This is a genomic window from Microbacterium suaedae (assembly GCF_003254645.1).
In the GTDB taxonomy this organism is placed as follows: Bacteria; Actinomycetota; Actinomycetes; order Actinomycetales; family Microbacteriaceae; genus Microbacterium; species Microbacterium suaedae.
In genome coordinates this window covers 186,514-209,079 of sequence record NZ_PNFD01000002.1, presented here as the reverse complement: position 1 = coordinate 209,079, position 22,566 = coordinate 186,514, and the positions used below count along the sequence as shown (strand labels likewise).

At 68.2% G+C, this 22,566-nt stretch carries 22 protein-coding genes; 8 read left to right on the top strand and 14 right to left on the bottom strand.

All coding sequences use genetic code 11. The features are described 5' to 3' along the window. The first annotated feature begins 14 nt into the window (after nt 1-14). Nucleotides 15-734 carry a LytR/AlgR family response regulator transcription factor gene (locus tag C0012_RS07530; protein WP_110589426.1) on the top strand — a complete coding sequence of 240 codons (720 nt, stop codon included), beginning with the start codon at nt 15-17 and terminating at the stop codon, nt 732-734. After that, nucleotides 731-2,041, top strand: a complete 1,311-nt coding sequence (locus C0012_RS07525) for an ATP-binding protein (RefSeq protein ID WP_110589201.1) — start codon at nt 731-733, stop codon at nt 2,039-2,041. Before C0012_RS07530 ends, C0012_RS07525 begins: the two co-directional genes overlap by 4 nt. On the opposite strand, the gene C0012_RS07520 is transcribed toward C0012_RS07525, so the two are convergent. From C0012_RS07520 to C0012_RS07510, 3 genes are read right to left on the bottom strand one after another with little or no spacing between them, the layout of a single operon-like run. Next, nucleotides 2,034-2,627, bottom strand: a complete 594-nt coding sequence (locus tag C0012_RS07520; RefSeq protein WP_110589202.1) for an energy-coupling factor transporter transmembrane component T family protein — start codon at nt 2,625-2,627, stop codon at nt 2,034-2,036. The two genes, C0012_RS07525 and C0012_RS07520, sit on opposite strands and share 8 nt — an antisense overlap. Then, on the bottom strand, nt 2,624-3,316 hold the full coding sequence (locus C0012_RS07515; protein WP_110589203.1) for an energy-coupling factor ABC transporter ATP-binding protein: 693 nt from the start codon (nt 3,314-3,316) through the stop codon (nt 2,624-2,626). The genes C0012_RS07520 and C0012_RS07515 overlap by 4 nt, the downstream gene beginning before the upstream one ends. Then, on the bottom strand, nt 3,313-3,909 hold the full coding sequence (locus C0012_RS07510; RefSeq protein ID WP_110589204.1) for a biotin transporter BioY: 597 nt from the start codon (nt 3,907-3,909) through the stop codon (nt 3,313-3,315). The genes C0012_RS07515 and C0012_RS07510 overlap by 4 nt, the downstream gene beginning before the upstream one ends. Before the next feature lie 53 nt (nt 3,910-3,962). On the opposite strand from C0012_RS07510, the gene C0012_RS07505 reads away from it, so the two are divergent. Further along, nucleotides 3,963-4,499 (top strand): TetR family transcriptional regulator, encoded by a 537-nt coding sequence (locus tag C0012_RS07505; RefSeq protein ID WP_110589427.1) that lies wholly within the window; start codon nt 3,963-3,965, stop codon nt 4,497-4,499. A gap of 6 nt (nt 4,500-4,505) precedes the next feature. Here the strand turns inward: C0012_RS07505 and C0012_RS07500 are convergent, their stop codons facing one another. From C0012_RS07500 to sufB, 6 genes are all read right to left on the bottom strand, one after another. Next, nucleotides 4,506-5,657 (bottom strand): MalY/PatB family protein, encoded by a 1,152-nt coding sequence (locus tag C0012_RS07500; RefSeq protein ID WP_232527826.1) that lies wholly within the window; start codon nt 5,655-5,657, stop codon nt 4,506-4,508. Nucleotides 5,658-5,764: 107 nt separating this feature from the next. Next, nucleotides 5,765-6,094 carry a metal-sulfur cluster assembly factor gene (locus C0012_RS07495; RefSeq protein ID WP_110589205.1) on the bottom strand — a complete coding sequence of 110 codons (330 nt, stop codon included), beginning with the start codon at nt 6,092-6,094 and terminating at the stop codon, nt 5,765-5,767. A 10-nt stretch (nt 6,095-6,104) separates the two neighbouring features. Next, nucleotides 6,105-6,875: a Fe-S cluster assembly ATPase SufC gene (gene sufC / locus C0012_RS07490; protein ID WP_110589206.1), complete on the bottom strand. Its 771-nt coding sequence runs from the start codon at nt 6,873-6,875 to the stop codon at nt 6,105-6,107. 1 nt (nt 6,876) lies between these two features. Continuing rightward, nucleotides 6,877-7,203 carry a non-heme iron oxygenase ferredoxin subunit gene (locus C0012_RS07485; protein ID WP_110589207.1) on the bottom strand — a complete coding sequence of 109 codons (327 nt, stop codon included), beginning with the start codon at nt 7,201-7,203 and terminating at the stop codon, nt 6,877-6,879. After that, a complete protein-coding gene (gene sufD, locus C0012_RS07480; protein WP_110589208.1) occupies nt 7,200-8,417 on the bottom strand; it encodes a Fe-S cluster assembly protein SufD in 1,218 nt (405 codons plus the stop codon). Before sufD ends, C0012_RS07485 begins: the two co-directional genes overlap by 4 nt. Before the next feature lie 2 nt (nt 8,418-8,419). Then, nucleotides 8,420-9,838, bottom strand: coding sequence for a Fe-S cluster assembly protein SufB (gene sufB / locus C0012_RS07475; protein ID WP_110589209.1), 1,419 nt, complete (start codon nt 9,836-9,838; stop codon nt 8,420-8,422). Nucleotides 9,839-10,066: 228 nt separating this feature from the next. Here sufB and C0012_RS07470 point away from each other — a divergent pair, with 228 nt between their 5' ends. Further along, the gene (locus C0012_RS07470; protein WP_232527825.1) at nt 10,067-11,128 is read left to right on the top strand and encodes a COX15/CtaA family protein; all 1,062 of its coding nucleotides are present in this window, start codon (nt 10,067-10,069) and stop codon (nt 11,126-11,128) included. Nucleotides 11,129-11,174: 46 nt separating this feature from the next. Here the strand turns inward: C0012_RS07470 and C0012_RS07465 are convergent, their stop codons facing one another. Continuing rightward, nucleotides 11,175-12,488: an ABC transporter permease family protein gene (locus C0012_RS07465; protein WP_162621855.1), complete on the bottom strand. Its 1,314-nt coding sequence runs from the start codon at nt 12,486-12,488 to the stop codon at nt 11,175-11,177. An 8-nt stretch (nt 12,489-12,496) separates the two neighbouring features. Next, nucleotides 12,497-13,234, bottom strand: a complete 738-nt coding sequence (locus tag C0012_RS07460; protein ID WP_110589212.1) for an ABC transporter ATP-binding protein — start codon at nt 13,232-13,234, stop codon at nt 12,497-12,499. Nucleotides 13,235-13,359: 125 nt separating this feature from the next. Here C0012_RS07460 and C0012_RS07455 point away from each other — a divergent pair, with 125 nt between their 5' ends. Both C0012_RS07455 and C0012_RS07450 read left to right on the top strand, forming a co-directional pair. Continuing rightward, on the top strand, nt 13,360-14,655 hold the full coding sequence (locus C0012_RS07455; protein ID WP_110589213.1) for a sensor histidine kinase: 1,296 nt from the start codon (nt 13,360-13,362) through the stop codon (nt 14,653-14,655). Next, nucleotides 14,636-15,322, top strand: a complete 687-nt coding sequence (locus tag C0012_RS07450; protein WP_110589214.1) for a response regulator transcription factor — start codon at nt 14,636-14,638, stop codon at nt 15,320-15,322. Before C0012_RS07455 ends, C0012_RS07450 begins: the two co-directional genes overlap by 20 nt. On the opposite strand, the gene C0012_RS07445 is transcribed toward C0012_RS07450, so the two are convergent. From C0012_RS07445 to C0012_RS07435, 3 genes are read right to left on the bottom strand one after another with little or no spacing between them, the layout of a single operon-like run. After that, the gene (locus C0012_RS07445; protein ID WP_110589215.1) at nt 15,265-16,443 is read right to left on the bottom strand and encodes a hypothetical protein; all 1,179 of its coding nucleotides are present in this window, start codon (nt 16,441-16,443) and stop codon (nt 15,265-15,267) included. The two genes, C0012_RS07450 and C0012_RS07445, sit on opposite strands and share 58 nt — an antisense overlap. Next, nucleotides 16,440-17,933, bottom strand: coding sequence for an MFS transporter (locus C0012_RS07440; RefSeq protein ID WP_232527824.1), 1,494 nt, complete (start codon nt 17,931-17,933; stop codon nt 16,440-16,442). The genes C0012_RS07445 and C0012_RS07440 overlap by 4 nt, the downstream gene beginning before the upstream one ends. 47 nt (nt 17,934-17,980) lie before the next feature. Next, a complete protein-coding gene (locus C0012_RS07435) occupies nt 17,981-18,949 on the bottom strand; it encodes a heme o synthase (protein WP_110589429.1) in 969 nt (322 codons plus the stop codon). Nucleotides 18,950-19,263: 314 nt separating this feature from the next. Here C0012_RS07435 and tkt point away from each other — a divergent pair, with 314 nt between their 5' ends. Further along, nucleotides 19,264-21,360: a transketolase gene (gene tkt, locus C0012_RS07430; RefSeq protein ID WP_110589430.1), complete on the top strand. Its 2,097-nt coding sequence runs from the start codon at nt 19,264-19,266 to the stop codon at nt 21,358-21,360. Further along, a complete protein-coding gene (gene tal, locus C0012_RS07425; RefSeq protein ID WP_110589217.1) occupies nt 21,357-22,463 on the top strand; it encodes a transaldolase in 1,107 nt (368 codons plus the stop codon). Before tkt ends, tal begins: the two co-directional genes overlap by 4 nt. Nucleotides 22,464-22,566: the final 103 nt, after the last annotated feature.

Below are 22,566 nucleotides of genomic sequence, written 5' to 3'. Positions count from 1 at the left end.
TGGGGATGGCGCGCATGATGCGGATCGCCGTCGTCGAGGACGACGCGATGAGCCGCGACATCATCGTCAGCCATCTCCTCCGCTACCAGGTCGATCACGGCCCCCGATTCGACATCTCGACGTTCACCGACGGCGCTGAACTTCTCGCGGTCTACCGCTCCGACTTCGACGTGCTGCTGCTCGACATCGAGATGGAGCGCGTCTCGGGCATGACGGCGGCATCGCGGATCCGGGAGGTCGACCAGGACGTCGCGATCGTGTTCATCACGAACTCCCCGCAATACGCCATCAGCGGCTACGAGGTCCGCGCGCTGAGCTACCTGCTGAAGCCTGTCTCATACGGCGCGTTCGCGCAGGAGATCGACCGCGTCCTCGCCCAGCACCGCGCCCGCGAACGACGCTCTCTCCTCTTCCAGGAGGGCGGCGACCACCACCGCATCGATGTGGCCGAGATCCTCTATGTCGAGAGCGCGGGCCACCGCGTCGTCATCCACACGCCGGACCGGACCCATTCCGTGGTCTCATCACTCAAAGCGATCGAGGGGGAGCTCGATGGTGCGGGCTTCGCGCGCTGCAACAGCGGCTTCCTGGTGAATCTGCGCCATGTGACGGGCGTCCAGCAGAGCGAGTGCCGGATCCGCGGCGGCGCAGCCCTGCCGATCAGCCGCCCGAAGCGCAAGGCGTTCCTCGCCGAGCTCGCCGCGCATATCGGAACCGTCGGGGCGCCCGCGTGATCGACGACGTCCTCCCGGACATCCCTCGCCTGTTCACGGGCGTCGCCGAGTGGGCGGCGTGCGCCGTGTACATTCTCGTGCTGCGAAAGCGGCTGGCTTCGGCCGGGCTCTGGGTTCTGCTCGCGGCAGGCCTCGCCGCCCTCATCGCCACGCAGCTGCTCGCCGATCTGCTGCCTCTCTCGCTCTGGACGATCGGAATGCTCGCCGCCGTGGGCGTCATGGTGTTCCTCATCCGTGCCTGTCTGTCGGCGCCATGGACGGCGACGGTCTACATCGCCGCGCGCGCGTTCGTCCTGGCCGAACTGACGGCATCTCTGCACTGGCAGCTGCACACCTACTTCTCCCTCGGAGATCCGCTCTCCCCGGCGCCGATCCTCCTCGCGGTCGGCATCTACGGCGCGATCTTCGGACTCGCGGGCCTCGCCGAATCCCGCCACATGCCGCGCGGAGAAGACCTCGAGGTCGGCGGACGCGAGGTGGTCGGCGCCGTCGCCATCGCGGCCGTCACGTTCGCGATGTCGAATCTCAGCTTCCTCAGCGCGAACACGCCCTTCAGCGGCCGGCTCGGCCCCGAGATCTTCTATATCCGCACTCTCGTCGATCTGTGCGGCGCGATCGCCCTGTACGCGCAGCAGGAGTGGCGTCGCGAGGTGCGAGCCCGCGCCGAGACGAACGCGATGGAGTCGCTGCTGCGCGGTCAGCACGAGCAGTACCTCACGACGAAGCGCGCAATCGACGAGGTCGCCCGGCGCCACCACGACATGAAGCACGCCCTGCTCGCGATCCGATCCGAGAGGGATCCCGAGCTGCGCACGCAGCTCGCCGACGAACTCGAGCGCTCGATCGCCGACTACGGAACACGATTCCGCACGGGCAATGCCGTGCTCGACACGATGCTCCAGGCGAAGGCGATGACGGCGCAGGACCACGACGTCTCGCTCACCTGCGTCGCCGACGGCGCCCTGCTCGACTTCATGAGCGTGCTCGACGTGTGCACCGTCACGGGGAACGCGCTCGACAACGCGATCGAGAGCGCGCAGCGCGTCGAGGATCCGGATCGCCGTTCGGTCCGGCTCGCACTGTTCGCGCACGACGACTTCGTCATGATCCGCGTCGAGAACACCTTCGACGGCGTGCTCCGGCGGCGCAACGGCGCACTCGCGACGCGCAAGGGCGACACGAGCCGCCACGGCTACGGTCTGCGCAGCATCGAGCGCACGGTGGAATCGTACGGCGGATCAGTCTCGATCGCGGCCGACGAGACCTGGTTCTCGCTGCGCATGCTGTTCCCGCGCGGATCTAGATGACGCCGCGAGCCGTGAGGGCATCACCCATGTCGTCGGCGTGTCGAAGCGCCAGCACAAGCAGCGTGACGATCGCGCGAGGACCGAGCCGCACGCCGCGCGCCCGCTGCGCTTCGCGCACCTGGGATGCCAGGGAGGCGACGACGGGGATGACGGCGATCGTGAGGGACAGCGTGAAGGCGGCGCGCCACGGATCCACGCCGAGCGGACGGAGCGGCTTCAGTGCCCGCTGAAGGACCTCGATCATGTCGCCCGTGGGGGTCGTCATCGTCACGACGGCGGCGAGCAGGAGGACCGCGACGACGCGCGCGGTCCCGGTCAAGGCGGTTTCGGGGCCGAGGAACACCGCCTGGGTCACGGCGAGGAGGACGATGATCCACTTCGTCGCCCACAGCTGGCGCAGCCATCCGCCCACGCCCAGCCCGGCGAGGAGGAAGAGCCCCAGCGTCGCCGCGAGCGTCACCGCGGCCGACAGCGGCGTGTGCGGGAAGAGCGACACCGCCACCGCGAGCAGGGCGAGCCCCAGAAGCTTCGCACCGGCCGGCAAGCGGTGCAGCGGGCTGCGGCCAGGGCGGTAGAGAGGGATCACGCGAACTCCGCGCGGTATCGGGCGATCACGTCTCGCGGCTCGCCGATCTCGTCGAGACGGCCGTCGGCGAAGCGCAGGGCGACGTCGCATCGCGCCGCAAGCTCGAGGTCATGCGTGACGACGACGACCTGCTCGGGCTGCTCCCCCGCGTCGTCGCCGTTGATGAGCAGATCGGCCATGCGGCGGGCGTTGCCGAGGTCGAGCAGCGTCGTCGGCTCGTCGGCGACGAGAACGCGCGGCGCGCGCACGAGAACCGCCGCGAGGGCGAGCAGCTGCTTCTGACCGCCCGAGAGGCTGTAGGCGGGCTGATCCGCGTGACCGGCGAGCCCGAAACGCTCGAACGCGGCGGAGACGCGATCGGGAATCTGCGCCCGGGGCACCCGCGCCGCGCGGAACGACAGCGCGAGATCCTCGGCCGGCGTCGGCATGAGGATCTGCGCATCGGGATTCGTGAACAGGAAGCCGACGGCGTCCCGCGCGCGCCGCGCCTCACGCGCGACGTCGATGCCCTGCACCTCGACGGTCCCCTCGCTCGGAGGCACGAGGCCGTTGAGCGTGCGCGCGAAGGTCGACTTCCCGGATCCGTTCGCACCGATGACCGCGATGCGCGGCTGGTCCAGGGCGACCGTGACGTCGGAGAGAATGCGCGCGCCGTCGATCTCGACGCCGAGGCCCGTCGTCCGGATCACGACGCCGGCCGCGCGGCGCGGCCACGGCGCACCGATGCCGGGAATGCCGGCGGGTACGCGCGATACAGCAACATCGTCAGCGCGGTCGCGATGGCCGCCTTGATCGCATCACCGGGCAGGAACACGAGGGAGGTGAGGACCGTCTCCGCGAAGGAGGTGCCGACGACGGCCGCCTGCACGGGGATCCCGAACGCGTAGACCACGACGATGCCTCCGACGATCGCGCCGAGAACCACCCGCCACCAGGCGAGCCGGCGGGCGCCCGCATGAGCGAGGAAACCGGCGGCCGTGGCGCCGAAGACCCACCCCACGACGTATCCGCCGGTGGGCCCGAGGAACACGCCGAGGCCGCCGCGCCCTCCGGAGAGAACGGGGAGACCAACAGCCACGAGCAGGAGAACGACGAGCACAGCCGCCGCGCCCCGCTGCCAGCCCAGAACGGTGCCCGCGAGCATGACGCCGAGCGTCTGTGCCGTGATGGGCACGAGCCCCGGCACGGGAATGGGCCCCATGAGCCCGAGGACGACGATGATTCCGGCGAAGACGGCGACGCGAGCGATGTCGCGGGCCTCCCAGCGCGAGGTCTCGGCCATGTGGATCCTTCCTGAACGACGTTCATTGAACGACGTTCAGTATAATCATGGATATGCGCGGCCACGGACACGACCTCACGAGCATCGTCGACACCGCGCTCGCGCTGCTTGACGAATACGGACTGCCCGACCTCACGATGCGGCGCCTCGCGACAGCTCTCGGCGTGCAGCCGAGCGCGCTCTACTGGCACGTGGACAACAAACAGTCCCTGCTCGCAGCGCTCGCCGACCGGATCGTCACGGAGGCGACCCCCGCCGATTCGGTGCGGGCCGAGGCCTGGGCGCTCCGCGACGCGCTGCTCCGGCATCGCGACGGCGCGGAGGTCGTGGTGTCCACCGCCGCCCTGTCGCTCGGCACCCACGCGATGCACCACCGCCTCCGCGATGCGTACGCGGCCGAGGATTCCGCCGATCCGACGCGCGACGCGCGCGTCCTGATGCAGTTCATCCTGGGCCATGCGTCGCTCGTGCAGCAGCGCATGCAGGCCGCCGTCATCGGGGCTGTCGACGCCGATCCGGGGCAGATCGCGGCGTCCACCCGCGCCGACTTCGACGCCGGCGTCGCCGCCCTCACATCTGGGCGCGCCTGAGATCCATCAGCTCGTAAGCCGCCCGATCCGTTCGATCGCCTCCGTGAGGATCTCGGGTCCCGTGCCGTAGTTGATGCGGGCGAAACCCACCCCGGCCTGGCCAAATGCGAGCCCGGGAACGAGCGCGACGCGCGCTTCGTCGAGGATCCGCTCCGCGGGCGCATCACCCCAGCCCAGCGGATTCAGGTCCACCCACGCGAGGAAGCCCGCATCACCGGGCTGGTACACCGCGCCCGGAACATGCTCGGCAAGCAGATCGACCAGCAGGGTCTGGTTCGAGGCGAGGCGCGCAACGAGCGCCTCCAGCCACGCGTCGCCCTCTTCGAACGCCGCGATGCCCGCCTTGATGCCGAACAGCCCCGTGCGCCACTCGACCTCCATCGGGATGTCCTGCACGATCTTCGTCATCCGGTCGGAGGCCGTGACCATGTGCGCGCACTTGAGCCCGGCGAGGTTGAAGGCCTTGCTCGCGCTCTGCACCGACACACCCACCTGCTCGGCCTCGGGCGACGCCGTGAGGAACGGCGTGAACGTCGCGCCCGGCATCGCGAGAGGAGCGTGGATCTCGTCGCTGATCACGACGGCGCCGTGCCGCTCTGCGATGCGTGCGAGCTCCGCGAGAGACTCGCGCGAGTGGGTCGTCCCCGTCGGGTTGTGCGGATTGCACAGCAGGATCGCGACGGCGCCGTCGGCGAACGCCCGGTCGATGCCGTCGAGATCGAGGCTCCAGCCCGCGTCATCTCGCAGCAGGGGGACGTCGACCGCCTGCGTGCGCGACTCGTCGTGCACATCGAAGAACGGCGGATAGACGGGCGAGGTGATGACGACCTTCTCTCCCGGCTGGGCCGTCGCACGGATCAGCTCCGCCACGCCCATCATGACGTCGCACGTCGTGCGCACGCGGGCCGGATCCACCTGCCACCCCCAGCGCCTCGCGGCGAATCCGGCGAAGGCCTCGGGATAGCGCGTCTTCGGCGGCACGTATCCCGTGTCACCGATGCGCAGCGCCTCCGCGAGGGCGCGCTCGATCGGTTCGGCGAGAGCGAAGTCGGTCTCCGCAACGAACAGCGGCAGCACATCGTGCGGGTGCGTGGCCCACTTCGTGCTCGAACGCTGACGGAGAGTGTCGAGGGGCAGAGCGTCGAGAGGAGTCGTCACGGATCCGAGCCTATCTGGCGACGCGCGCCCGAGACATCGTCACGCAACACCGCGAAACGGCCCGCAGATGACTCTGCGGGCCGTTTCGGCGGGATGGTTCCTGTGGCTCAGATCGCGAAGCCGAGGGCGCGCATCTGGTCGCGCCCGTCGTCGGTGATCTTCTCGGGGCCCCACGGCGGCATCCACACCCAGTTGATGCGGAAGCGCTCCACGACGCCATCGAGCGACTGAGCCGTCTGCTCTTCGAGGACGTCGGTGAGGGGGCAGCCGGCGCTGGTCAGCGTCATGTGAATGACGAGAGCGTCGTTCTCGTCATCCCACGCGAGGTCATAGATGAGACCCAGATCGACGACGTTGACCCCGAGCTCGGGATCCATGACGTCCTTGAGCGCCTCGGTGACCTCGTCGAACTTCTCGGAGGTGAGCGTGGCTGTCATATCGACGATTCTACGCCTCGATCGGGGTGTCTTCGGGCAGGTAGCCCGCGTAGCCCTCGTTCTCGAGGCGGTCGGCAAGCTCGGAGCCGCCCTCTTCGACGATCTGGCCCGCGACCATGACGTGCACGAAGTCGGGCTTGATGTAGCGCAGGATGCGCGTGTAGTGCGTGATGAGCAGGGCGCCGAGGCCCGTGTTCTCCTTCGCGCGGTTCACGCCCTCCGACACGACCTTGAGCGCGTCGACATCGAGGCCCGAGTCGGTCTCGTCGAGGATCGCGATCTGCGGCTTGAGCAGCTCGAGCTGCAGGATCTCGTGACGCTTCTTCTCACCACCCGAGAAGCCCTCGTTGACGTTGCGCTGGGCGAACTTCGGATCCATCCGGAGGTTCTTCATGCCCGCCGTGACGTCCTTGGTCCAGTGACGGATCGAGGGAGCCTCGCCGTCGAGCGCCGTCTTCGCGGTGCGGAGGAAGTTCGTCACCGTCACACCGGGGATCTCGACCGGGTACTGCATCGCGAGGAACAGGCCGGCGCGAGCGCGCTCGTCAACGGCCATTTCGAGGACGTCCTCGCCGTCGAGCGTGATCGTGCCGCTCGTGACGGTGTACTTCGGGTGCCCGGCGATCGTCGACGCGAGAGTCGACTTGCCGGATCCGTTCGGCCCCATGATCGCGTGCGTTTCACCGCTGCGGATCGTGAGGTTCACGCCGTTGAGGATGGGGGTGGTTCCCTCATCCGTCTCGACCGTGACGTGCAGGTCGCGGATCTCGAGAACAGCCATGTCAGTCTTCCTTCTTCACATTGATGTCGATGAGCACGTCGTCGCCGTCGATCTGGACGGCGTAGACCGGGACGGGCTCGTAAGCGGGGAGGTTCAGGGGCTTGCCGGTGCGCAGCGAGAACGCCGATCCGTGTGCCCAGCACTCGAGCGTGTCACCCTCGACGAATCCTTCGGACAGCGAGATGTCGCCATGCGTGCAGGTGTCACCGATCGCGTGGACCTCGTCGTTGCTGTCGCGTACGAGGGCGATGGGCTTGCCGTCGACCTCGACGCGGAGAGGCTCGTCCTGTGCGAGCTCGCTGAGAGCGCACACGCGCGTGGCGCTCACGCCGCGACTCCCTCAGCGATCTCGCGCTCGATGTCGGCGATGAGCGTCGCCTGCAGATCGGCGATCTGGATCCGCTGCGGGATCTCGGCGAGGAAGCCGAGGACGATGAGTCGCCGCGCTTCCTCCTCCGTGATGCCGCGCGCCTGCAGGTAGAAGAGCTGCTCGTCGTCGAAGCGACCGGTCGCCGACGCGTGGCCGGCTCCCTTGATGTCGCCCGTCTTGATCTCGAGGTTCGGGATCGAATCGGCGCGCGCGCCGTTCGTGAGCACGAGGTTGCGGTTCGCCTCGTAGGAGTCGGTTCCCGTCGCGTCCGGCCCGATGAGGACATCGCCGATCCACACGCTGCGCGCGGTCTCCCCCTGCAGGGCGCTCTTGTACAGCACGTCACCCGTCGTCGACTCACCCTTGTGGAAGAGGTAGACCTGGTTCTCGAAGTGCTGTCCGGCGTCGCTGTAGGAAAGCCCGAACATCTCGCCCTCCGAACCCTGGCCCGCAAGCTCCAGGTTCGGGTTGACCCGGACGACGCCGCCGCCGAACGTGATCACGAAGTGGGTCAGCGATGCGTCGCGGTCGACGCGCGCCTGATGCGATGCCGCGTGGATCGCGTCGTCGCCCCACTTCTGCACGGAGATGACCGTGAGGTTCGAGCCATCGCGGGCGATGATCTCGACGTTCTGCGCGTACTGGGCGGTACCCGAGTGCTGCAGAACGACCGTGCCCTTCGACATCGGCTCGGCTTCGATCACGAGGTGGCCGTCGGCTCGGAGCTCGGCGCCCTGCCCCGTGATGTCGAGCACGATCGGCTCGTCGAGCTCGGTTTCGCGCGGAAGCCGGATGTGCAGCGCCTCGGTCGCGCCGTGCCATGCGACGGCGCCCGTGATGTCCTCGGGCTCGAAGAACTCTCCGCGCGGCGTGTCTCCGATCTTCAGCCCGGGCGCCTGGAACTCTCCGCCCGATGCGAACGAATAGCTCACACCATCGTTCGACGTCGCCTGCTCGAACAGCGGGGAGATGCGCGCGATCGGCGTGTGCTTCCAGTTGACCTCGCGTCCCGTCGGGGTGCCGAAGTCAGCGGGATCGAACGAGCGCGGACGCTCCGAACGTGTCTGAACGGGGATCGTGACGCCGTCCTGCGGCTCGACGAGCGCGCGGGCCGGGTCCATGTGGCCGTGCTGTTCCTGCGCCGCCTCGGGCGCCGTGGTGCCAGTCGTCATTCTCAGCCGACCGATCCTTCCATGCCCATCTCGATGAGCTTGTTGAGTTCCAGCGCGTATTCCATCGGCAGCTCGCGCGCGATCGGCTCGATGAAGCCGCGCACGATCATCGACATGGCCTCGGTCTCCTCAAGACCGCGGCTCATGAGGTAGAACAGCTGCTCTTCGCTGACCTTCGACACAGTCGCCTCGTGTCCGAGCACGACGTCGTCGACACGGATGTCGATCGCCGGATAGGTGTCGGATCGCGACTGCGTGTCGACAAGCAGGGCGTCGCAGACGACCGAGTTGGCCGAGTGGTGGGCCTTCTCGTCGACGCGGACCTCGCCGCGATAGCCGGCGCGACCGCCGCCGCGGGCGATCGACTTCGACACGATCGACGACTGCGTGTACGGCGCCATGTGAATCATCTTCGCGCCCGCGTCCTGGTGCTGGCCGGGGCCGGCGAACGCGACCGAAAGAGTCTCGCCCTTGGCGTGCTCGCCCATGAGGAAGATCGACGGGTACTTCATCGTGACCTTGGACCCGATGTTGCCGTCGACCCACTCCATCGTCGCGCCTTCTTCCGCGACAGCGCGCTTCGTGACGAGGTTGTAGACGTTGTTCGACCAGTTCTGAATCGTCGTGTAGCGCACGCGGGCGTTCTTCTTCACGATGATCTCGACGACGGCCGAGTGCAGCGAATCGCTCTTGTAGATCGGCGCCGTGCAGCCCTCGATGTAGTGCACGTAGCTGCCCTCATCGGCGATGATCAGCGTGCGCTCGAACTGGCCCATGTTCTCCGTGTTGATACGGAAGTAGGCCTGGAGCGGGATCTCGACGTGCACGCCCTTGGGGACGTACACGAACGATCCTCCCGACCAGACGGCCGTGTTCAGCGCCGCGAACTTGTTGTCGCCGGCGGGGATGACGGTGCCGAAGTACTCCTCGAAGAACTCGGGGTGCTCGCGCAGCGCCGTGTCGGTGTCCATGAAGATGACACCCTGCTCCTCGAGGTCCTCGCGGATCTGGTGATAGACGACCTCAGACTCGTACTGCGCGGCGACGCCGGCGACGAGACGCTCTCGCTCGGCCTGCGGGATGCCGAGGCGCTCGTAGGTGTTCTTGATGTCGTCGGGCAGGTCTTCCCAGCTCTGAGCCTGCTTCTCCGTCGTACGGACGAAGTACTTGATGTTGTCGAAGTCGATCTCGCTGAGGTCGGCACCCCAGGTCGGCATCGGCTTCTTGTCGAACAGCTTCAGCGCCTTAAGCCGGTTCTTCAGCATCCATTCCGGCTCGTCCTTCTGGCCGGAGATATCGCGCACGACGAGGTCACTCAGCCCACGCTGGGCGCTCGCGCCGGCGGCATCGGAATCGTGCCAGCCGAACTCGTACACCCCCAGCCCTTCGAGCTCTGGGCGGTCGATCAGCACTTCAGACATGTCGGCTCACACTCTCCTCACGGGTCTCGAACAGTGTCATCTGCTCCACCGCGCCGGAGTGGACGCGGTGTGTTTGGACCCTCATCGATGACGCAGATCTCGCGCCTAGACTGTTCGCGGATGCCGCACGCGGCGCGTGGGAATCCTTCATCACTCAATTCTACAGGTTTCGCCCTGCGCCTCGTCGGTTTCGTCGTAACGTTCAGGGCTGGTTCAGGAGCCCTCCCCATGACGATCTCCCCCGCGCTCAAGGTCTTCGCCTGGCTGTCATTCGTCGCCGAGGTCATCATCATCGCCACGGGCGGCGCCGTGCGGCTCACGGGATCCGGGCTCGGCTGCTCCGAGTGGCCGCTCTGCACACCCGATTCCCTCGTGCCGACAGAGAAGATGGGCATCCACGGCGTCATCGAGTTCGGCAACCGCACGATGACGGGCCTGGTCGGGATCCTCGCCCTCGTCGTGCTGCTGCTCGTCCTGCACGCCGCCGGGCGCCGGCGCTCACTCCTTCCCGCGGTTCTGTTCGCCGTGGGCGGCATCGTCCTCGCGGTCGGCGCCTACGTCGCGTTCACCGCGGCAGGGGCGTCGGGCGCGGTTCCCATGTCGGTCGTGCTGCTGGTCGCCGCGATCACGGGCGCCGTGCACTCGCTGATCATCACGCCCGTCCGCCGCGACCTCGTGTCACTTGCCTGGATCGTCCTGGTCGGCGTCATGGCGCAGGCCGTCGTCGGCGGCAGCGCCGTGCTGACGGGACTCAATCCGTTCATCGTTGGTTTCCACTACGCCTCGTCGCTCGCGCTTGTCTGCGTCACGGCGGCATTCCTCGTGCGGATGAACGCCGAGCCGGGCGCCCGCGAACTCGCCGTGCCGAAGGGCTACGCCATCCTCGTGCACGTCACCTCCCTCGTGCTCGCGCTCACGATCGCGTTCGGCGTGCTCACCACGTCGAACGGCCCGCACTCGGGCGACAAGTACGTTCAGCGCGATGGCTTCGACGCGACGCTGCTCGCGCACGTGCACTCCTGGCCGGGATACCTCCTCTTTGCCCTCGCGCTCGCGATCACCGTGATCGCCGGGATCCGCCGCCTCCCCACACGCGCCTGGTCGAACGCCTTCCTGGGCGTGCTCGTCGTGCAGATCGTGGTGGGCATCTGGCAGGCGAACGCCGCGCTCCCCCCGCTCCTCGTCGGGATCCACATGGTGCTCGCGGCGCTCTCGGCGGCCGCCTACGTCGTCGTCGTGCTGCGGATGAAGCGGCCGGTCACGGCGCTCTCGCTCTCGGCGGTGCGATAGAGCTCTCGCAGCCACGCGTCGGTGATCCTTCGTCACAGACCTCTGATCAGACCGCCGCGAGCATCCGCGACAAAGGCACCCTCAGCGCAGTGAGTGCGGGAATCACGGTGGCCAGGAGAATGAGCGCCGCTCCCCCGATGGCAACGAGCACAACCGGAAGCCACGCGATCTGCGGCTCCGCGATGCCGACCGCGTCTGCGAGAGCGAAGGCGCCCGCGGCCGTGACTGCCACGCCCAACATCGTCGCGGTCGCCGCGTGGATCAGCGCCTCCCACGCAGCCGCCAGAATCACAGTGCGCCGCCCGCCACCCGCGACCTGCACGAGCGCGGCCCCCCGTTCCCGCCCGCCGCTCACCATGAACACCGTGACGGCGGCCGTCGCCGCGGCGACGAGCAACGGTCCGCCCAGCATGAGCACCAGGGGTTCAGGGTCGATCGTCCAGTCACCTCCGTCCGCCGTAGCACCGAACGTCGCAGCTCCCGTGGGGACCGCCGCGGCGAGCGCGATGCCGACCATGAGTGGGCCGATGACGGCCGTCGATTGGCTGAGCCGATAGCGCGCGTCGTGCCGAGCGAGAAACCACGAGGGCGCGAGTCGCGGAGGAAGAATAGACGTCCAGACCCGCAGGAAGGTAGGGAAGACGAGAGGCCCGAGCGAAGCGACGAGTCCGGCGAGCGCGGGTATGAGGAACATCCCCCGGTTGACCTGTTCGCCGAACGGCGCGTCCTCGAGGCGCCAGACGAGGGCGAGCGTCACGGCGAGTACACCCGCGGCGACGCCCCATCGGATCCGTCCCATCGTGCGCGTGGGCGGCTCCGGCTCGCGCAGCGCCTCGATCGGTTCGGTCCGGCTCGCGCTCATGGCTCCACGCAGGCCACCGAGCACGACGAGCCCCGCGACGGCCACGATCGTCCCGAATATCGTCGAGGCTCCTACATGCGGCTCGATCCGCTCCGTGCCTATCCATATGCCCTGTACCCAATCGAAGAACGGACCCAGCATCGGTCCGGCAGCGAGGCACCCGACCCCCGCCCCGAGGGACCCGACCATCGCCAGCTGCACGAGCGTCATAAGCCCGACGGCACCGGACCGAACGCCCGCGAGCCGCCAGAGCGCGAGCGTGCGCCGCTGCAGCGCGACCGTCAAGTTCGACGCCCCGGTGACCCCCACGAGCGCGCTGATCGAGGTGAAGACCGCGAGCATCTGTCCCGAGTTGGCCACGAGCTGCCGCGTGCTGCCGGCGTAGTGGCCGCTCGAGACGAGCAAGGCCCCCGCGACAAACGCCACGAGCCCCGTCACGATGGCGAGCGCGAAGACGCCTGTCCAGGCACGAGGCGAGTGCCGGAGTTCAGCGAACACCAGCCAGATCATGCGCCTGATCCGGCGTGCGAGATCACGTCGAGCACATCGGATGACGTCGCCCCGACGAGCTCGCGGTAGACCTCACCATCGCGAAGCACGATCACGCGATCCGCGAGCGCGGCAGCCTCCAGATCGTGCGTCACGACGACGACGCCTCGGTCTCCGGAAGCAGCGGATCTGAGCAGCTGCATCACCTCAGCTCCGGTCGCCGTGTCGAGCGCCCCCGTCGGCTCGTCCGCGAAGACGATGGCGGGCCGAGTGGCGAGGACGCGTGCGATCGCGACCCGTTGCTGCTGTCCTCCGGAGAGTCTCCCGGGGAGTCGCCTGGCGTGCTCGGTGAGTCCGACGGAATCCAGCGCTCGATCTACGACAGCTGGATCAAAACGTCCTCGCGCGAGGCGCAGAGGCAGGGCAACGTTTTCGCGGGCGCTCAGCGATGGGATGAGGTTGTACTGCTGAAACACAAACCCCATCTGCTCGCGACGCAAGGCCGCAAGGCGACGACGCCCCATGCCGACGATCTCTGCGCCTCCGACCCGAACGGATCCACCGCTCGGTGGTTCGAGACCGGCGAGGCAGTGCAGCAGAGTGGATTTTCCGGATCCGCTCGGCCCGACGACGGCGAGCATCTCCCCGAACTCGACGGACAGTCGGATCCCTCGAAGAACGGGAAGCGACGGATCCCGGCGGGTCGCGCCAGGAAAGGTCTTGCGGAGATCGGATGCAGCGAGAAGTGTCGTCATGCACCCATCGCACCGCGGTTCGGGTGCCGTGGACACCGCACTCGCACGAGGCTCGTGGTAGTCCTGGCACTACTCTTCCGTTCCCCGCTTGCCAGGCCCAGAGCCGACCTTCGTAGGCTGGCCTCATGACGAGGAACGACATCTGGCAGGCGATACCGCGCGCGCCGTGGCGGTTCCTCATCAGTGCCTGGCCGTGGCGGTCGCTCACCTACCTCGCGGTCAGCGCGATCATCGGGATCGTCCTGACCCCCATCGCGATCCTCACTCTCCTTCTCGTCCCACTCTGGGCTCTTGCGATCGGCGCCCTCGAACGCGTTCGCACACGGATCCTGGGCTTCCCACGCCAAGCCTCCGCACATGTGAAGATCGGGAGCGACCAGCGCCACACGTGGCTCGGTGTACGACTAACCGAACAAGCGACGTGGCGTGAAGTCGGCGCCTTCGCCGTCGACCTCGTGCTCGGGTGGCTATCGCTCGCACTGCTGTCGTTCGAGGCAGCCATCCTCATCGTCGCGGTCGCGATGGGAGTCATCGGGCGGGACCGGACCACCGAACTTCATCTGTTCTTCGACGTCTCCGCCGCGGTGGGCCCGAGCACGTGGGCGCTCGTGATTCCCGTGATCGCCGTTACTCTCGCCGTTTTCGCGTATTCCAATGCTCTGATCGCAGGAGCGCACGCCTCCCTGCTTCGGTTCTTGTGCGGCCCCCGCGACGAGGAGCTCGCCGTCCACATCGAGCGTCTCACGCAGTCGCGCGCCGTGCTCGTCCGCACGCTCGAAGACGAGCGACGGCGCATCGAGCGCGATCTGCACGACGGGGTGCAGCAGGAGCTCGTCGCCGCATCCGCGCGCCTCGGCCTCGTCGCGCTGGAACTCGACGATCTTGAACGCCGCGGATCCAATGTGTCGGCGGCGGCAGCCGCGCTCGTGGAGGCCCGCACCCAGGCAGAGCACGCGTTGGACTCCCTCCGGCGCACGGTGCGCGGGATCCACCCGGCCGTGCTCACGGATCGCGGTCTGCGCGCCGCCCTGGACGAGCTCGCAGAGCGCGCACCGCTCGCGATCCTCCTCGATCTGGCGCCGTTCGAGCGTCCACCGCGCGACGTCGAGACGGCTGCGTACTACCTCGTCTCGGAAGCCATCGCGAACGCGACGAAGCACACGACCTCACGACGTGTGACGGTCACCGCGCAAACACACGAGGCGATGCTCGATGTGAGCATCACAGACGAAGGCCACGGAGGCGTCGATGAAGCGGCGGGTACGGGAATCCGCGGCCTCCGCGAGCGCGTCGAAGCGTTGGGCGGCGTACTCACGGTCACGAGCCCGGTGGGTGGGCCAACGACCCTCCGGATGACCGCACCCCTCGAATCCGCCCGGCCCCCGGAAGGGAGGGTTCCCCGTGCGCATCTTGCTCGCTGAAGACTCCGCGCTGCTGCGCGAGGCGCTCACGGCGTTGCTGGAGCGCATCGGACACGAGATCGTCGCCTCGGTCTCGAGGGCGGACGACCTCGTCTCGCAATACGAGGCGGATCCCCATGCGGCGGACCTCGTCCTGACGGACGTGCGTATGCCGCCCGGCGACGGCGACGACGGCCTCGCGGCGGCACTGCGGATCCGCGTCCTGAATCCGACGCAACCGATCGTGGTGCTCTCTCAGTACGTCGCCGACGCCTACGCGCGCGAACTGCTTTCCCTACCAGAAGGTGCGATCGGCTACCTCCTGAAGGATCGCGTGAGCCGGGCACGGGACTTCGCCGTCGCGATCGAACGTGTGGCCACGGGCGACACAGTCCTCGATCCCGAGGTGGTGCAGCATCTGATTCGCCCGCGCGACGACGGGCCGCTCGCCTCCCTTACCGCCCGCGAGCGCGAGGTCCTCGCGCTCATGGCCGACGGCCGATCGAATGCTGAGATCGCGCAGACGCTCGTCGTCAGCGACGCGACGGTCGGCAAACACGTGTCCAGTGTGTTCGCAAAACTCGGCTTCAGCCCCGCCGACGAAAACCGCCGCGTCAGGTCGGTGCTGACCTACCTGCACTCCTTCGACGCCTCGACAAGGTCGGGCGCGGGCGGCACGCCGCCGTAGTAGTAGTCGACGCCGTTGCCCCACGGATTGTCGTATCCCCTGCCGATCGCCCACGCCGTCGCCATCAGCTCCACGTCGCCGTCGAATGTCTCGACGAGCATGTCTTGGCACTGCGAGGTGATCGCGTGACCGGCCTCGTGCACGACGAGGCCCTGGAATCGCTCATCGGGCCAGTAGGCAGCGATGCTGTGCGAAAACTCCATCGTCGCGTAGCCACCATCCGAATACCACCAGGTCGTGTATCCGCCGGCCGACTCCCCTTGGCCGAGCCCGTTCACGATCGGCGCCCAGTCGAAGTCGACGCGCGTGTCGCCGACGATCGAACGGACGAAGTCCTCGACCTCGAGACGCGTCTCGAACAGCCCGTCGCCGATGCGCTTCTCGGAGAGCTCCGCCTCCTGCGATTCCTCCACGGCACGGGCGGCCGCGGCGTACTCCCGCACGGCGGAGGCGACGCCGTCGCGGCTCGTCGCGGCAAGCTCGGCGGCCCGCCGCATCTGGATCCGCGTCAGGGCCAGGGCAGACACGTTCTCCTCCTCGATGCGCGCCGCCTCATCGGGGATGTTCGCGCGCAGATCCGCCAGGGCGCGCTCCAGCGCGGGTACGCGCTCGACGTAGGCGTCCGCGGTCTTCGTGAGCGCGCCGGCGTCTACAGACAAGCCCTCGGCCTGGTCCTCGAGCTCCTCAGCTTTCGCGAGGTATTCGTCCGCCGTGTCGAACTCCTCGGCGGCCTGGGCGGTCGGTGGATCCACGACATCCGGCAGCTCCTCCCGGAGATCGCGCACGGCGTCGGCCCGATCCGCGACGGTGTCGAACGCATCCGCCCCGACATACGGCCGCACCGTGTCGATCGCGATCCCGTCCGCGACGTCGAGCAACTCCCCCGCCGGCGCCGCCACCTCCTGAAAAGTCGCATGGGCGTGCGCGTACTCGTCGCCGGCCGCGTTCCGCGCCGACACGGCATCTGCGTAACGCGCTTCGGCCTCCTGATGGGCGAGCAGCGGCGGCAGTACTACGAGAGCGATCGCCAGGAGGGCCGCGAGCGCCGCGGCACCGACGAGGAGAGCTCGTCCACGGCGCCGGCGACGCGTCGTGCGCTCGCCACTGGGCGCGGGAGTCATGCCTCCGCAGACCCCGAGCGCTCCGACCGGCGGCGCGCCCCGAGATCGATGAGGGCGACGACGAGGGCCGCTGCGACGAACAGCGCGGCCGCCAACAGACCGTTGCCGTAGGCGTCGTGGAACACGACCGAGTGCGTCGCGGTGGCCTCCTCGCGATAGATCGTCGAGTAGAACAGGGACAGCGCGATGGCGGCGCCGATCGCGTTGCCGACGCGTTGTCCCAGCTGGCCGACGGATCCCGCGAGGCCGCCCTCCGACGGCGGAATCTCGGCGAGCGTGAGCGTCTGATTGGGCGAGATGACGTATCCCCCGCCGATGCCGCCGACGATCAGGACGGCCGCCATGAGCCAGGGCGTCGCCGCATCGCTCGCCACGCGCGCGATCACGACGAGCCCGACGGTCGCGATGAGCACGAGCGCAAGACCGAAGATGACGAGGGCCCGGCCGAAGCGCTGCACGAGCTTGCCGCTCTGCCACGACGTGAGCGCGCTGAACAGGGCGAAGCCGATCGTCACCATGCCCGCGAACACCGCTTCGACTCCGAGACCGGTCTGCAGATAGAGCGCGGTGAGGAGAAAGATCGACGGCATCGCCGCGAAATACAGCGATTGCAGGATCGTCCCGTTGCGCCACGATGTGATCCGGAAAAGGGCGAGCGGCACGAGAGGCGAACCGCCCCGGCGCGCATAGCGGCGTTCCCACCCAAGGAACGCTGCGGCGAACAGGACGCACGGCACGAGCAGCCACCATCGCAGCGGCGAATCATCAGGCGATCCCGTCGTGAACAGGAAGGGGACCATGAGCGTGAGCACCGTGATGCCGAAGAGCAGGAGCCCGACGGGGTCGAGCGAGAGCTTCTCGCCGCTCGGACGCCGCACTTCGGGCAGCGACGTGGCGAGAATCGCGATGACGATGGCCCCGAGAGGGACGTTCATCCAGAAGATCCAGCGCCAGCCGTCGGTCGGCCCGCCGATCGCGATGAGAAGGCCGCCGATGGTCGGACCGAACGCTGTCGACAGGCCGATGATCGCACCGAACAGGCCGAACGCGGTTGCGCGCTCGCGACCCGTGAACACCTGCTGGATGGTTCCCATCACCTGCGGCATCTGCACTCCGGCCGCGACACCCTGCAGGAAGCGGGCGATGACGAGAACCCAGATGTTCGGCGAGAGGGCGCACAGCACGCTCGCGAGCGTGAACCCGATGAGCCCCGCGATCATCAGAGTGCGGCGAGAACGCTGGTCGCCGATACGGCCGAACGGCACGAGCGTGAGGCCGAACGCGAGAATGTACCCCGACACGACGAGCTGCAGCTCCGTGGAACCACCGCCGAGAGCCTGCTCGATCGATGCGAGCCCAACGTTCACCTTCGAGATGTCGAGGATCGTGAGCGCCGCCACGGAGAGACTCGCCCAGAAAGCGCGCCAGCGACCCCCGTGATCCAGCGTGATCGTTCGCGTAGAGGGAGGGGAACCGTCGGCTGTCGTCACCGACTCAGGCTATCGCGCGCGCTGCCGCCGATCGCGAACGAGCGAGGTCAGAACGGCAGCAGCGGGTCGACCGCGACGGCCACGAACACGAGCGTGAGGTACGTGATCGACGCGTGGAATACGCGCATCGGTCGCGCTTCGGACCCCTGCTCGACGCCGGCCTTCGCACGGACCGACATGTTGTACATCCGGTGCGACTCGTAGATGAACCAGCCGCCGAACACGAGCGCCGAAGCCGTGTACACGAGCCCCATGTCGGCGACGGGGACCAGCAGCAGCGAGCAGGCGACGGTCGCCCACGCGTACAGCACGACCTGCAGTCCGACCTGCGTTCCCGAGCGCGTCGCGCCGAGCATCGGCACGTCGGTCTCGTCGTAGTCGGCGGCGTACTTGACCGACAGCGGCCAGTAGTGCGGAGGAGTCCAGAGGAAGACGAGAGCGAAGAGCACGAACGGCGCCCAGGTCAGCGAGTTCGTCACGGCCGTCCAGCCGATGAGAACGGGGAAGCAGCCGGCGATGCCGCCCCAGACGATGTTCTGCTCGGTGTGGCGCTTGAGCAGGATCGTGTAGATGACGACGTAGAAGAAGATCGCGAACGACGACAGGAACGTCGTCAGGAGATTCGTGAACGCGAGGAACCACACCGCCTGCAGCACAGCGAGCGACCAGGAGAAGACCAGCGCCGCTCGGGGTGAGATCTCGCCCGTGACGATCGGCCGGTTCTTCGTCCGCTTCATGTGCGCGTCGATGTCGCGGTCGAGGTACATGTTGAACGATGCCGCGGATCCGGCGCTCATGGAGCCGCCGATGACGGTCGCGACGACGAGCCACAGATTCGGCACACCTTCCGCGGCGAGGAACATGACCGGCACCGTCGAGACGAGGAGCAGCTCGAGCACGCGCGGCTTCGTGAGAGCCACATACGCCTTCAGGGTGCGGGAGACGCTTCGGCGAGGCGCCGTGCCGGCCGAGTCGCGCTGTCCTTCCGCGGACGCGGGCTCGGGGCGAGAAGTCATCGACACCGCAGGTGCCTCCTGGTTCTGTGCTCCGTGTGCAACCACCCCATTCTAGGGCAGGTCATATCCGCACGTTGATCAGGTCCCTCTCATGCTCACGACGCACGGAGCGACGTCGTGCGCGGATCGTCACACGGCTGTTGCGGAGTGGGAACGAGACGGGCGTCATCCGCTGACACGCTATGACGCGGCGAGCCCCGGAACTCACTATGCTGGGGCGCGAAACTCGCGTCGCCGCGGCTCGGAATCATCCCCTTCCCGAAGAGGCCCCCGACCGCTCCCTGACGCTTCACCTCATCACGAAAGGCGGTCCCGTGGCGGAACTGCATTGGGACGAGATCGACCGGCGCGCCGTCGACACGGCGCGAGTACTCGCAGCGGACGCTGTCGAGAAGGTGGGCAACGGCCACCCGGGAACGGCCATGAGCCTCGCCCCCGCGGCGTACTTGCTGTATCAGCGCGTGATGAATCACGACCCGGCCGACACGCACTGGGTGGGGCGCGACCGCTTCATCCTCTCGGCGGGCCACTCCTCGCTGACGCAGTACGTGCAGCTCTACCTCGGCGGCTTCGGGCTCGAGCTCGACGACCTGAAGGCTCTGCGCACGTGGGGTTCGAAGACCCCGGGGCACCCCGAGTTCGGCGAGACCGACGGCGTCGAGATCACGACAGGACCGCTCGGCCAGGGCCTCGCATCGTCCGTCGGCTTCGCGTACGCGGCTCGCTACGAGCGCGGCCTGTTCGATCCCGAGGCGCCGGCTGGTGAGAGCCCCTTCGACCACTTCGTGTACGTCATCGCCAGCGATGGCGACCTGCAGGAGGGCGTCACCAGCGAGGCGAGCTCGCTCGCCGGCCACCAGCAGCTCGGAAATCTGGTCGTCCTCTACGACGCGAACCAGATCTCGATCGAGGACGACACCGACGTCGCGTTCACTGAGGACGTGGCGAAGCGGTACGAGGCCTACGGGTGGCAGGTTCTCGAGGTCGACTGGAAGAAGACCGGCGACTACGTCGAGGACGCCGCCGAGCTCTTCTCGGCGATCGAGCAGGCCAAGGCCACCTCCGACAAGCCGTCGCTCATCGTCCTCAAGACGATCATCGGCTGGCCGGCGCCGGGCAAGCAGAACACCGGCGGGATCCACGGATCCGCGCTCGGTGGCGACGAGCTCGCCGCCACCAAAAAGGTGCTCGGCTTCGACCCCGAGGCGAGCTTCGATGTCGCGGAAGACGTCATCTCCCACACGCGTTCCCTCCGCGAGCGCGGCGCGGCAGTCCACGCCGAGTGGCAGAAGAAGTTCGACGCGTGGGCCGCAGCGAACCCCGAGCGCAAGGCGCTTTTCGACCGCCTCGAGTCGGGCGAGCTGCCCGAGAACATCGACGCGGCCCTCCCCGAGTTCGAGGCAGGCAAGGCGCTCGCAACGCGCGCGGCGTCGGGCAAGGTCCTCAACGCACTCGCCCCCGAGCTCCCCGAGCTGTGGGGCGGCTCCGCCGACCTTGCGGGCAGCAACAACACGACCATCGAGGGCGCGGCGTCCTTCATCCCCGCCGAGCACTCCACGGCGAAGTTCTCCGGGAACCCCTACGGCCGTGTGCTGCACTTCGGCATCCGCGAGCACGCGATGGCGGCGATCCTCAACGGCATCGTGCTGCACGGTCGCACCCGCCCGTACGGCGGCACGTTCCTGCAGTTCGCCGACTACATGCGTCCCTCCGTCCGCCTCGCAGCGCTCATGAACATCCCGAGCATCTTCGTGTGGACGCACGACTCTGTCGCGCTCGGCGAGGATGGCCCGACTCATCAGCCGATCGAGCACCTTGCGGCGCTCCGCGCGATCCCGAACCTCGCCGTCGTGCGCCCCGCCGATGCGAACGAGACCGGTGTCGTGTGGCTCGAGCTGCTGAAGCGCCGCGGCGGCCCCGCGGGCCTCGCGCTCACCCGCCAGGGTGTGCCGACGGTCGCGCGCTCTGCGGGCGAGGCATCGGGCGACGAGTTCGCCTCCGCGTCTCTCGCCGCCAAGGGTGCCTACGTGCTGCAGGAAGCGCCGGGCGGCACGCCCGACGTCATCCTCATCGGCACGGGATCCGAGGTGCAGCTCGCCGTTGAGGCGCGCGAGCAGCTGAAGTCCGAAGGCGTGAACGCCCGCGTCGTGTCGGCACCGTCGCTCGAGTGGTTCGCCGAGCAGAGCGCCGAGTACCGCGAGAGCGTCCTGCCCTCGTCGGTGACGGCACGCGTGTCGGTCGAGGCCGGCATCGCTTCCCCGTGGCGCGGCATCGTGGGCGACCGCGGCCGCTCGGTGTCGATCGAGCACTTCGGCGCCTCCGCCGACTACAAGACCCTGTTCGAGAAGTTCGGTATCACGTCCGACGCGGTCGCCCAGGCCGCACGCGAGACCCTGAAGGAGAACGCATGACCTCCCCCACCGCACAGCTCGCCGCCGAAGGCGTCAGCATCTGGCTCGACGACCTCTCGCGTGACCGCATCACGTCCGGCAATCTGTCGGAGCTCATCACCTCGCGCAGCGTGACGGGTGTGACGACCAATCCGACGATCTTCGCGGGCGCGCTGTCGAACGGCGCGTCGTACGCCGACGCCGTGTCGGCCCTCGCGAACGAGAACGCGACGACCGACGACGCGATCTTCGCCATCACGACGGACGATGTGCGCGACGCGTGCGACATCTTCCGCCCCGTGTACGACTCGACCGGGACGCTCGACGGCCGCGTGTCGATCGAGGTCTCCCCTGATCTCGCACACGACACCGTCGGCACGGTCGCGCAGGCCAAGGATCTGTGGGCCCGCGTCGACCGCGAGAACGCCCTCATCAAGATCCCGGCGACCAAGGCGGGCCTGCCCGCGATCACCGAGGTGATCGGCGCGGGCATCAGCGTCAACGTGACGCTGATCTTCAGCCTCGAGCGCTACGCCGAGGTCATCGACGCCTACCTCGCGGGACTGGAGAAGGCTCGGGAGGCGGGACTCGATCTGTCGACGCTCCACTCCGTCGCTTCGTTCTTCGTGTCGCGCGTCGACACGGAGGTCGACAAGCGCCTCTCCGCGATCGGATCCGACGAGGCTCTGTCGCTGAAGTCGAAGGCCGGCGTCGCGAACGCCCGCCTCGCGTACGAACTGTTCGAGAAGAAGTTCGCCGAGCAGCGTGCCGCCGACCTCGTCGCCGCCGGCGCGAACGTGCAGCGTCCGCTGTGGGCGTCGACGGGTGTGAAGGATCCGTCGCTCCCCGACACGCTGTACGTGACCGAGCTCGTCGCGAAGGGCACCGTCAACACGATGCCCGAGAAGACGCTCGAGGCCACGCACGACCACGCCGAGATCGCCGGCGACGCCGTGACGCCGAACTACGCCGACGCGCACGGCGTGTTCGAGAAGCTCGCCGCTGTGGGCGTCGACTTCGCCGACGTCACACAGGTGCTCGAGGACGAGGGCGTCGAGAAGTTCGTCGCCTCGTGGCACGACCTCCAGAAGACGGTCGCCGACGCGCTCGAGTCGGCGCGCTGATCCCCTCAGCCGGGCCTTCCGCGAAAGCTGCGGAAGGCCCGGTGCCGTCCGGCGACCGCCCACGCGCCGCCGATCCTCTCTCACGAGTCTGCATCGCCATTCC

What these genes read in the sequence shown, in the direction of transcription:
- C0012_RS07530 (WP_110589426.1), top strand. Translation starts at nt 15, where the DNA reads ATGATGCGGATCGCCGTCGTCGAGGACGACGCGATGAGCCGCGACATC.
- C0012_RS07510 (WP_110589204.1), bottom strand. Translation starts at nt 3,909, where the DNA reads ATGGCCGAGACCTCGCGCTGGGAGGCCCGCGACATCGCTCGCGTCGCC.
- C0012_RS07505 (WP_110589427.1), top strand. Translation starts at nt 3,963, where the DNA reads ATGCGCGGCCACGGACACGACCTCACGAGCATCGTCGACACCGCGCTC.
- C0012_RS07495 (WP_110589205.1), bottom strand. Translation starts at nt 6,094, where the DNA reads ATGACAGCCACGCTCACCTCCGAGAAGTTCGACGAGGTCACCGAGGCG.
- sufC (WP_110589206.1), bottom strand. Translation starts at nt 6,875, where the DNA reads ATGGCTGTTCTCGAGATCCGCGACCTGCACGTCACGGTCGAGACGGAT.
- sufD (WP_110589208.1), bottom strand. Translation starts at nt 8,417, where the DNA reads ATGACGACTGGCACCACGGCGCCCGAGGCGGCGCAGGAACAGCACGGC.
- sufB (WP_110589209.1), bottom strand. Translation starts at nt 9,838, where the DNA reads ATGTCTGAAGTGCTGATCGACCGCCCAGAGCTCGAAGGGCTGGGGGTG.
- C0012_RS07470 (WP_232527825.1), top strand. Translation starts at nt 10,067, where the DNA reads ATGACGATCTCCCCCGCGCTCAAGGTCTTCGCCTGGCTGTCATTCGTC.
- C0012_RS07460 (WP_110589212.1), bottom strand. Translation starts at nt 13,234, where the DNA reads ATGACGACACTTCTCGCTGCATCCGATCTCCGCAAGACCTTTCCTGGC.
- C0012_RS07455 (WP_110589213.1), top strand. Translation starts at nt 13,360, where the DNA reads ATGACGAGGAACGACATCTGGCAGGCGATACCGCGCGCGCCGTGGCGG.
- C0012_RS07445 (WP_110589215.1), bottom strand. Translation starts at nt 16,443, where the DNA reads ATGACTCCCGCGCCCAGTGGCGAGCGCACGACGCGTCGCCGGCGCCGT.
- C0012_RS07435 (WP_110589429.1), bottom strand. Translation starts at nt 18,949, where the DNA reads ATGACTTCTCGCCCCGAGCCCGCGTCCGCGGAAGGACAGCGCGACTCG.
- tal (WP_110589217.1), top strand. Translation starts at nt 21,357, where the DNA reads ATGACCTCCCCCACCGCACAGCTCGCCGCCGAAGGCGTCAGCATCTGG.